Origin of the sequence: Pseudoalteromonas sp. P1-26 (assembly GCF_001401795.1) — a bacterium.
Classification (GTDB): domain Bacteria; phylum Pseudomonadota; class Gammaproteobacteria; order Enterobacterales; family Alteromonadaceae; genus Pseudoalteromonas.
On record NZ_LKDX01000082.1, the window covers coordinates 1 to 7,387 of the forward strand.

General features: G+C 43.6%; 5 protein-coding genes. 2 read left to right on the forward strand and 3 right to left on the reverse strand.

The window, feature by feature from the left end; genetic code table 11:
* Positions 1-170: 170 nt before the first annotated feature.
* The 3 genes from mutT to AN394_RS20590 all read right to left on the reverse strand — a co-directional run bounded on the left by mutT (position 171) and on the right by AN394_RS20590 (position 4,541).
* Positions 171-572: an 8-oxo-dGTP diphosphatase MutT gene (gene mutT, locus AN394_RS20575; protein ID WP_055022435.1), complete on the reverse strand. Its 402-nt coding sequence runs from the start codon at positions 570-572 to the stop codon at positions 171-173.
* A 62-nt stretch (positions 573-634) separates the two neighbouring features.
* Positions 635-3,343 (reverse strand): preprotein translocase subunit SecA, encoded by a 2,709-nt coding sequence (gene secA / locus AN394_RS20580; protein WP_055022436.1) that lies wholly within the window; start codon positions 3,341-3,343, stop codon positions 635-637.
* Positions 3,344-4,067: 724 nt separating this feature from the next.
* The gene (locus tag AN394_RS20590) at positions 4,068-4,541 is read right to left on the reverse strand and encodes a DUF721 domain-containing protein (protein WP_055022438.1); all 474 of its coding nucleotides are present in this window, start codon (positions 4,539-4,541) and stop codon (positions 4,068-4,070) included.
* Between the two features lie 749 nt (positions 4,542-5,290).
* On the opposite strand from AN394_RS20590, the gene AN394_RS20595 reads away from it, so the two are divergent.
* Together AN394_RS20595 and AN394_RS20600 are read left to right on the forward strand one after the other, a co-directional pair.
* Positions 5,291-6,178, forward strand: a complete 888-nt coding sequence (locus AN394_RS20595) for an NTP transferase domain-containing protein (protein WP_055022439.1) — start codon at positions 5,291-5,293, stop codon at positions 6,176-6,178.
* A gap of 41 nt (positions 6,179-6,219) precedes the next feature.
* The gene (locus AN394_RS20600) at positions 6,220-7,299 is read left to right on the forward strand and encodes a phosphotransferase enzyme family protein (protein WP_055022440.1); all 1,080 of its coding nucleotides are present in this window, start codon (positions 6,220-6,222) and stop codon (positions 7,297-7,299) included.
* Positions 7,300-7,387 lie beyond the last annotated feature (88 nt).

The following is a 7,387-nucleotide window of genomic DNA, read 5'->3' on the forward strand; positions in this document are numbered from 1 at the left end:
CAGATATTCAAAGATAACGCGGGGTAAACCCGCTGCTACAATTTCACGCCTACATCAAAACGTAGGAACGGCTTTAGCCGTGAATTGTTTTCGGCACTAAAGTACCTCCTACGAGGTAGGCCTTGGCAAAGACCTACAAGCAACACCGCTCGGCTAGAAACTGACGGCTGTTACAGCTCATACCTCTGTTTTATCTTTTCGATAATCTCAACATTCGCGGCTGGGAAGCTGTAATCATCAAGCTCGTTGAGTGCAACCCATTTGCCTTGTTGGCCTTCAGCGCCATGGGCCGTGCCTGTGAAATCATCAACAATGTGCACATCTAAACGTACGCATTTATCGCCGTAGTCATATTCGATAACCATTAGCTCTTCACTGGCGTTTACAGTTAGGTTTACTTCTTCTAATAGCTCGCGCTGAAGTGCGGTAAATACGCTTTCGCCCTGCTCTACTTTGCCGCCAGGGAATTCCCATAAGCCGCCTTGATGTTTGTCGTCTGGGCGCTTACAAATAAATAATTGCTGATCTTTATAAATAACGCCAACAGCAACATGCACTACTTTTTTAGTCATTTGTTGTTTCCTTAATCATAAAAAAAGCGACGCAAGCGTCGCTTTTTATCACCGTGTTTTGGTTATTTTAATTTACCGCAACACTGCTTATATTTATTACCTGAACCACAAGGACACGGCTCGTTACGGCCTACTTTTGGTTCTGCACGTTGTGTTACTACAGCACCTTCTGGTGTTTCGCCACCGATGTGCTCAGCTTCTTCGTGTTGGTATTCACGTGGTGCATTTTCGCTACGGCGATGTTGCTCTTCAACTTTCTCAACATCTTCTTCAGCGCGAACTTGTACTTTACTTAAAATACCCACAACGTCGACTTTTAAGTTCTCAAGCATTTCAGAGAATAGCTCGAACGACTCGCGCTTGTACTCTTGCTTAGGATTCTTCTGTGCGTAACCACGTAAGTGGATACCTTGACGAAGGTGGTCCATCGCGGCTAAGTGATCTTTCCAATGTTGGTCTAGGCTTTGTAGCATAATTGCTTTTTCGAATTGACGTAGTACAGACTCGCCTACCATCTCTTCTTTTTGCTTGTACGCTTGCTCAACCGCTTCTTCGATACGCTCACGAAGTTTCTCTTCGTATAGTTTGCTATCGTCAGCTAGCCATTGTGAAATTGGCAGCTCGATTAAGAAATCTTGTTTTAAGCGTTCTTCAAGACCTGGGATATCCCACATTTCAGCTAAGCTTTGCGGTGCAATGAATTGATCAATCACACCATTTAACACATCGCCGCGAATTGCAGTGATAGTTTCTGAAATATCGCCTTCTTCAAGTAGCTCGTTACGCTGCGAGTAAACAACACGACGTTGGTCGTTTGCTACGTCATCGTACTCAAGTAATTGCTTACGAACGTCGAAGTTACGTGCTTCAACTTTGCGTTGCGCGTTTTCGATTGCACGGTTAACCCAAGGGTGCTCAATTGCTTCACCGCGTTGCATACCTAGTTTACGCATCATGTTAGTCATGCGCTCACCAGCGAAAATACGCATTAGCGCGTCGTCCATTGATAAGTAGAAACGGCTTGAACCGGCATCACCTTGACGACCAGAACGACCACGTAACTGGTTATCGATACGACGAGATTCGTGACGCTCAGTACCAATGATGTGTAGACCACCTGCTTCGATTACTGCATCGTGGCGTTTTTGCCATTCATCTTTAATCGCTTTGATTTGTTCATCAGTTGGGTTTTCTAGCTTTTCAACTTCGCTGTTCCAGTTACCACCTAACACGATATCGGTACCACGACCGGCCATGTTAGTTGCAATAGTTACTGTGCCAGGTAAACCTGCATCGGCAACAATATCTGCTTCTTGTGCGTGGAACTTAGCATTAAGTACATTGTGCTTAATTTTTTCTTTACGTAAGAACTGTGATAAGTACTCAGAACTTTCGATTGAAATAGTACCCACAAGTACCGGTTGACCACGCTCTTGACAATCTTTGATATCAGCAAGGATTGCTTCGTACTTTTCTTCTTGTGTTAGGTACACAAGGTCAGCACGATCATCACGGATCATCGGTTTATTAGTTGGCATTACTACTGTGTCTAGACCATAGATAGACTGGAACTCAAACGCTTCTGTGTCTGCTGTACCTGTCATACCCGCTAGCGTGTCGTATAAACGGAAGTAGTTTTGGAATGTGATTGATGCCAATGTTTGGTTTTCGTTTTGAATGCGTACACCTTCTTTTGCTTCAACAGCTTGGTGTAAACCTTCTGACCAACGACGACCTTCCATTGTACGGCCTGTGTGCTCATCAACGATGATAACTTCGTTTTCTTTAACAACGTAATCAACGTCTTTTTGATAAAGCTTGTGAGCACGAAGTGCCGCATACACATGGCTTAATAATGTGATGCTTGAAGCTGAGTAAAGTGAATCACCTTCTTGAATTAAGCCGCGCTCAATTAGTAGCTCTTCAACTTTAATTTGACCACGTTCAGTTAAGTGAACTTGCTTAGACTTTTCATCGATAGTGTAATCGCCGTCGCCTTCAACGCCTTCTTCATCTTCTTTTTCTTGTAGCTCTAGATCAGGCACAATTTTGTTGATTTCGATGTAAAGCTCAGAGCTGTCTTCAGCTGGGCCTGAGATAATCAGCGGCGTACGCGCTTCATCGATTAGGATTGAATCCACCTCATCCACTACGGCGTAGTAAAGTGGGCGTTGTACACGCTCTTCAATGCTAAATGCCATGTTATCGCGTAGATAATCAAAGCCAAATTCGTTATTTGTACCGTAAGTGATGTCGGCAGCGTAAGCGATTTTCTTCTGCTGTGGCATCATGCCTGGTACGTTACAGCCAACTGTTAGGCCTAAGAACTCAAATAATGGGCGGTTAGTTTCGGCGTCACGTTTTGCAAGGTAGTCGTTCACGGTAATTACGTGAACACCTTTACCTGTTAAACCACGAAGGTATGCAGGTAATGTTGCTGTTAGTGTTTTACCTTCACCGGTACGCATTTCTGCGATGCGACCTTGATGTAAAACCATACCACCTAGTAGCTGTACGTCGAAGTGACGCATGCCATTTACACGCTTAGATGCTTCACGTACCACAGCAAATGCTTCTGGTAAAATGTCATCTAGGCTTTGTCCGTTATCGTAACGCTCTCTAAATTCAGCTGTTTTTGCTTTTAAATCTTCATCAGAAAGCGCTTCTAATTGCTTTTCAAGCGCATTAATTAGAGCGACCGTCTTTCTTAGGTTTTTAATAGTGCGGTCATTGCGACTACCAAAAATCTTGGTAAATAAATTAGATATCATGATAAAACCGTTACAATATATTCTTTGTTAGCTAGTCATTAGCTAACCCACTTTCTTCAATTGATAATTAATATGCGCTTATGCTCATGATGTAGGGCATATTAATTAACAATTTATCAGTACGCTGTTCAAAACACCGCTTATTTCGTGCGCTATCATACCAGAGTCTGCGCAACATCAAACCTTCTGTTTATGAAGATATGGAATTTCGGCAAGAAAATTTAAAAATCAGCCATAATCTTTGATCTAACCCCATAAAAAGGGTGAAAACAAGATTACTGAATAGATATGGCGACAATAAGAATAAAATCAAGATCAGGGGAGAAAAAAGGCGATTCGAGAGACGAGGAACGAGGTGCGAGGAACGAGGTGCGAGGAACGAGGTGCGAGGAACGAGATGCGAGGAACGAGATGCGAGGAACGAGATGCGAGGAACGAGATGTGAGATGCGAGATGCGAGATGCGAGATACGAGATGCGAGATGCGAGATGCGAGATGCGAATTATCGTAGGCGCGATTTTATATCGCGCAATATTCAAAGATAACGCGGGGTAAACCCGCTGCTACAATTTCACGCCTACACCAAAACGTAGGAACGGCTTTAGCCGTGAATTGTTCTAAACACTTCGGCACTAAAGTACCTCCTACGAGCTAGACCCACAAACCACACCTTGAACTTAAAACTTACAGCTTATAGCTTAAAGCTAAAAGCTGATGGCTTTACTTATTTTTTCCGCCCATGTTGCGCTAAACGCTCTAACTTGGCTTTTAAAGATGGAGGGGCGTCTGCGGCGATGGCGCTGAGGTAATCGGCTGTTTGTTCGCTCATTTGACGTTTAGAAACAGGCTTTTGCTCTGGCTTATTTGTTGCCGATAAGCGCTGAGTTGCTTGTGGGTTTGCGGTAATTTTAATTTGCCCAAGTTCGACCATACCAGCGGCACGAAAATGCGAGAGCATATCCATTTTTAAGTAATTTAAACGCAGTGCAATCGGTGCCGAAACCGCTTCGATCATCAAAGTACCATCACGGTAATTACTTACTCGGCATTTTTTCGAAAGCGTTTCACCTAAAAAGTCATCAAGAATCGTTTGTTGAGAAGACAAGCCTTGGGTTTTACCAGCATAAGATGCCAAGCGACCACTCAAGCCCGCCATAATATCGCCAACAGCCTTTGGCGCGTATCTATCTTTTGCCATTAATCGTCTACCTAAAAAGGTTAATCACCACAAAGAGAATATACCACCTACGTAAATATGAAGCTATTAGGTTCGAGAGTCGAAGTACGAGATGCGAGGTACGAGATGCAAGATGTGAGGTGCGACGCTTGCTTGGCGCGTCTAACATTCAACACCAAACCGGAAAATCATTAAAGAACCTTCAAACAACACCGTTCAGCTCAAAACTGGCAGCTGAAGGCTGACGGCTCCTTAAATTTCACGCCTACGTGAGAACGGCTTTAGCCGTGAATTGCTCTAAACACTTCGGCACTAAAGTACCTCCTACGAGGTAGGCCTTTGGGTAAGGCCCACAAACAACACCGCTCGGCTCAAAACTTACAGCTGAAGGCTGACGGCTCCTTAAATTTCACGCCTACGTGGGAACGGCTTTAGCCGTGAATTGTTCTAAACACTTCGGCACTAAAGTACCTCCTACGAGGTAGGCCTTTGGGTAAGGCCCACAAACAACACCGCTCGGCTCAAAACTGGCAGCTGAAGGCTGACGGCTCCTTAAATTTCACGCCTACGTGGGAACGGCTTTAGCCGTGAATTGCTCTAAACACTTCGGCACTAAAGTACCTCCTACGAGGTAGGCCCTTGGGTAAGGCCCACAAACAACACCGCTCGGCTCAAAACTTACAGCTTATAGCTTATAGCTTAAAGCTTCTCTTCCTCCCCCGTGATTGTTTCTGGTACACTTTTCCTTTGTTTTTTATTTAACTTTCGCGATGACTCAACACTCTCTTACTTTAATCGTATTGGCTGGCGGGCTGGGTAGCCGCTTTGGCGGAAACAAACAAATTGCCGAAATTCCAGGGCTGGGCTGTACCATCATGGAACTTAGTATTCAGGATGCGGTTAAAGCTGGTGTGAGCCAAGCGGTGATCATCATTAATAAAAAAATTCGTGCAGAGTTTGAAGCGACGATTTTACCGCGCCTACCTGAGTCGCTCGAAGTAATCCTAGTTGAGCAAGCAATTAGTGCAGTACCAAATGGCTATGAACACCTAGCCGCTGAACGCCTAAAACCTTGGGGTACAGGTCATGCATTACTTTGCGCAAAACCCTATGTAAATAACCCTGCTATTGTCATTACAGCCGATGACTATTATGGCGAGTCTTCTTTTGCCATTATTAGTGAACACTTCAAACAGCATAGCAATTGGGCGATGGTAGGCTACCCAATAAAAGATACACTCTCCGAAGAAGGTGGTGTAAATCGAGGTGTATGCTCTGTTGATAGCCACCAGCATTTATCTGATGTGGTCGAGTACCTAGATATCAAACTCGAAAATAATGTTTTAAAAGGCAACAATCCACATGGGGAAAGATTACAAATTGCCGATGATGCCCTAGGTTCTATGAGCTTTTGGGGAATAACACCGAGTTTATTTAATGACTTAGAAACAGGCTTTATTGAGTTTTTAGAAAATACTGACAACGGTGTCACGAAAGAGTATTATTTACCAAATGAGATACAACTCGCGATTCAAGATAACCGCCAAGCTGTAACCGTTTATACTGCACAAGAGCCATGGTATGGCGTAACCTACAAAGCTGAACTGGATGCAATAGCACACACTTTATGTCAGTTACGTCGTAAGCTAAACGATTAAACCCTCGCCTCTTCTTGCAAAAAATAAGTAATGGAAAATTAATGAAGTCTAACCCTGTTGCAACTTATCTTTCTGAGCACTTTGGCTTAAGCACAGATAACGTAACGCTAAAGCCAATTGGCAATGGCCACATCAACACAACCATGTTACTTAAATCAGAAGAAAACGCCTTGGTTGTGCAAAAGTTAAATACCGATGTGTTTCCTAACCCTGAGCACCTAGTTGAAAATGCACGACTAATTGAGCAGCACCTAAGTGAAAAACACGACAATGGTGAATACAGCCTCGAAATTATTCGTCATGTTCCAACTATCGAAAGCGACTTTTTAGTTGAATGCGATCAAGGTGTTTGGCGTGCACTCGAATTTATTGGCGGCAGTTATAGTGAAGATGTGGTAGCAACTATCTCGCAAGCACAAACTGCAGCCAATGCATTTGGACAATTCGCGCTAGCATTACAAGATTTTCAGGCTGATCAGCTGCATCATGTGATCCCTGATTTTCATAACTTAGCGATGCGCTTTGATGCTTTCAAAAAAGTCATCGAAAAAGATCCTGTAAACCGTGTAGCCCTTTGCCAAGACGACATCGATTTTTGTTTAGCTCAGCAATCTCTTGTTGAAGAGCTAAAACAGCTTGAAGGTAACATTCCTTTAAGACCATGCCATAACGACACAAAAATCAATAACATGCTGTTTTGCACGCAATCTGACGATGCAAAAGCAGTTATCGACCTCGATACCTGTATGCCAGGTTATTGGTTATTTGATTTTGGCGATATGGTGCGTACCTTCTGCTCTCCTGAGCAAGAAGATTCAACCAATCTAAATAATGTACGTGTTCGTGAAGAGATCTTTGCTGCCATCGTTAAAGGGTATGTAGAGCCACTAAAAGATGTGATCACTGATGCCGAAAAAGAAAGCTTTTGGTTAGGCACTAAAGTCATGACCTTTATGATTGGCCTGCGCTTTTTAACTGACTTTATTGATGGTGATAATTACTTTGCCACCAAACATGCAAACCACAACCTAGAACGCGCCCGCAACCAGTTTGCTCTTTATCGCGATATTCTTGAAAAAGAACATACGTTAAAAGCGATATTAGAGATAAATAAAGGTTAGAGATGCGAGATGCGAGATGCGAGATGCGAGATGCGAGATGCGAGATGCGAGATGCGAGATGCGAGATGCGAGATGCGAGATGCGAGAT